Raw genomic sequence first — 2,261 nt, forward strand, 5'->3', positions numbered from 1 at the left:
CTAGGGTAATCCGGGCTGAAGCGTACCCGACGCGCTGACAGCCGGATGTATGAGGAGAAACGGCAGTCGAAATCATCGACGGAGGATCGCTGACTCTGGTCATGCCTTCAGGAGCTGAACGGCGGAGGTATGCCAAGCCCCGGGTTGTCGCGCTGCGCTGTCTCATCGATACTGAGGTCAACAGGCTGGGGCAATCCGAGCTGGAGCGTACGGAAAAGTGCGGATGGTACTTGCCAAAGCCGGCGTGATCAGCCTGGCCTGGTCTTTGATAGCGCCGAAGCTCAACTGACCATTGTTCGTGACGACGCGGCCGAATCCGCACGGCCGAGGTCCGCTTCGAGTCGCGCCAGCGCGTCGAGCGCTGTCGGGAAGTCGTAGTCGCCAACCGCCCTGGCCAAGGCCTTGAGGGGCGTGCGGTGCGACTGCATGCCCGGTCGTTCGAGCAAGGCTGTCACCAGATCGGTCGCATCGGTATCGTCGTCTTCCAGCAGGACACGCAGCCGGGTCATCAGATCTCGCAGCTGCCGATGGTCCAGGGCTCCAGAGACGTCCGCGCTGGCGGCTTCACCTTCGAGCCGGGCGAGGCCTTGCAGCACCAACTGCAGCTCGACCTGCGTTTGCTGGAGGAGTTCATCCAGTTGCGCGTCCGCCGCCCGGTCATGACAGGCCGCTTCCAGCCGTTGTGCCTTGGCCCTGATCCCCTGGGCGCCGATGTTGGCGGCCATGCCCTTGAGGGTGTGAGCGCAGCGTTCGGCGGCCTGGGGGTCGGGATCGGTCTGGGCCTTGCGAAAGCGCTCGGCAAAATCGACTTCGCTGGCGCGGAACTTGAGCAGCAGCCGGCGATAGAGCGCGTAGCGTCCCTGGCTCACGGCAAGGCCGGCGTCGGTGTCGATGCCGGGCAGCTCGAGCAAGGGCGCTTTCTCATCATCGGTGCTTGGTGTGGCGGCAGGTGGCGGAGCGGATGGCGTGATCCACTTGGCCATGGTCACGAACATCTCATTGACGTTGATCGGCTTTGCGATGTGCTCATTCATGCCGGCGGCCAGCACCTTCTCGCGGTCACCGGCCATGGCGTTAGCGGTCATGGCCAGGATCGGCAGCGCCTTGAACCTGTCCTGCTGGCGGATTCTTCGCGTTGCCTCAAAGCCGTCCATGACCGGCATCTGACAGTCCATCAGCACGCCGTCGAATGCCTCGCGTTTCAGCCATTCGAGCGCTTCCGCACCATTGTTGGCGACGGCCGCGCGTATGCCATTGGTAGTCAGCAACTCGAGCGCCAGCTCCTGGTTCATGTCGTTATCTTCCACCAGCAGGACATGGGCGCCGCGCAAGGCAGCGATGGCGTTGGCCGTGTCATCCTCGCGGGTCTGGCGGCCGCTACCGGCGGCGGCCTCCTGGCCCATGGCCAGCAGAACGGCGTCCAACAAACTGGATGGCGTGACTGGCTTGGTCAGATAGGCGTTGATGTCGACGCCACCGGCCGCTTGGCGGGCGTCCTCGCGCCCATAGGCGGTCACCATAATGACGGTGGGCAAATGCTCGATCAGCCCATTGCGCTGAATCGCACGGGTGGTCTCGATGCCGTCGAGTCCGGGCATTTTCCAGTCCATCAGCACCAGTTGGTAGGGATGGCCGTGATCGGCCTGCTCCAGCAAGGCCAGGGCGCTGGCGCCGCTGCCGGCCTGATCGACGTTGAACCCGAAGCTGGCCAGCATGGTGGCGAGGATCTCCCGGGAGCTGGCATTGTCGTCGACGACCAAGACAGGCAGCGCACCGAGATCGGCGGCGATGGGTCGGCGTTTCGAGATCTGCCCTTGCTGCAGCCCGAAGCGGGCGGTGAAATGAAAGACCGAGCCGCGGCCAGCCTCGCTTTCGACCCAGATGTCGCCATCCATCATGGCCGTGAGTTTCTTCGAGATGGCGAGCCCCAGACCGGTGCCGCCATAACGGCGGGTGGTAGAGCTGTCGGCCTGGCTGAAGCTCTGGAAGAGTTTTTGCTGTTGCTCGGGCTGCATGCCGATGCCGGTGTCGCGCACGGAAAAATGCAGCACCGCCTCGTGGTCGGTCCGCTCCCGGACGGCGATGGCGACCACGATCTCGCCGCCCGCGTCGGTGAATTTCACCGCGTTGTTGCCCAGATTGGTCAGGATCTGCCCCAACCGCAGCGGATCGCCCACCAGGGCGGTCGGCAACTCGGCGGGAATCTGAAACATCAGCTCGACGCCATTTTCTTCCGCTTTCAGACCGACCAGATTGGCCAG

At 64.0% G+C, this 2,261-nt stretch carries 1 protein-coding gene; it reads right to left on the minus strand.

What is annotated here, in order from left to right:
* Nucleotides 1-281 precede the first annotated feature (281 nt).
* Nucleotides 282-2,261, minus strand: a 1,980-nt coding sequence (locus G3480_RS26235; protein ID WP_164657143.1) for a hybrid sensor histidine kinase/response regulator, incomplete at its 5' end; no start/stop codon positions are given.

It is taken from the genome of Thiorhodococcus mannitoliphagus (genome assembly GCF_010915725.1).
Classification (GTDB): domain Bacteria; phylum Pseudomonadota; class Gammaproteobacteria; order Chromatiales; family Chromatiaceae; genus Thiorhodococcus; species Thiorhodococcus mannitoliphagus.